The 1,050-nt window shown below is 53.2% G+C and carries 1 protein-coding gene and 1 pseudogene; both read left to right on the top strand.

Annotated elements, in window-relative coordinates; translation table 11 throughout:
- Positions 1-138: pseudogene (locus IR141_RS13930) on the top strand (helix-turn-helix domain-containing protein); the annotation flags it as partial.
- 65 nt (positions 139-203) lie between these two features.
- A partial coding sequence (locus tag IR141_RS12525) for a site-specific integrase (protein WP_245231750.1) occupies positions 204-1,050 on the top strand: 847 nt, incomplete at its 3' end.

The following is a 1,050-nucleotide window of genomic DNA, read 5'->3' as shown; positions in this document are numbered from 1 at the left end:
GTGAAAACCTACGATGTGAACGAAGCGGCGGCCTACTGCAAATGCCATCCCGAAACGATACGGGAGCATATCCGCGCCGGCCGTCTGAACGCCTCAAAGCCCGGGCGGAAATACTGCATTACCCAACCCGCCCTTGACGCTTTTCTGCATGATTTGGAAAATGATGCCGTGCAGGCATCACCCGGAAACAGGAGTGAAGAACAATGCCGATTTACAAACGCAACAACGGCATATGGTATGCCGATATCTATTCGCCGGACGGTAAGCGCATTAGATGCTCGACTGGAACAAAATGTGAAAAGGAGGCACAGGAATATCACGATAAACTGAAATACGACCTGTGGCGGGTAAAGCACTTTGCCGAAAAGCCCAAAATACTGTGGGATGAAGCCTGCCTGCGCTGGCTTCAAGAACGGCGCGACAAAAAGAGCCTGATTGACGATGAAACCAAAATCCGCAGGCTTACTGCCTTCAGGGGGCTGTATCTGCACCAACTGGGCAAAAGCCTGATTATGGCCGAAATCGCCAAGATTAAAGGCAGCAATGCCACCAAAAACCGCTATCTCTCGTTTGTCCGTGCCGTGTTGAACAAATCCGTAAAGGATTGGGACTATCTCGACACGGCCCCCAAACTGACAGGCTACCGTGAGGCGCGGCGGCGGGTTCGCTGGCTGACACCTGATGAAGCGGAAAAGCTGGTTGCGGCACTGCCCGACTATATCGGCGCGATGGCGGTATTCAGCCTGAACACGGGCTTGCGCAAATCCAACGTATTAAATCTCAAATGGAAGCAAATCGACCTGGAACGCAAAGTCGCATGGCTGCATCATGACGAAACCAAATCGGGACACGCCCTGGGTGTGGCACTGAACGATGCGGCATTATCCGTTTTATTCAAACAACGCGGAAAACATCCCGACTATGTGTTTGTCAACAGGCGCGGGCAGCCGGTTTGCGACATACAGAAGCCGTGGAAAAAGGCGTTGGAAGCGGTCGGTATCGAAGATTTCCGCTGGCACGACCTGCGCCACACATGGGCAAGCTGGCTGG

Source organism: Neisseria sp. 19428wB4_WF04, assembly GCF_015235335.1.
GTDB lineage: Bacteria > Pseudomonadota > Gammaproteobacteria > Burkholderiales > Neisseriaceae > Neisseria > Neisseria musculi.
Note: the sequence above shows the minus strand (reverse complement) of the source record. Positions and strands in the feature narration are given on the sequence as shown.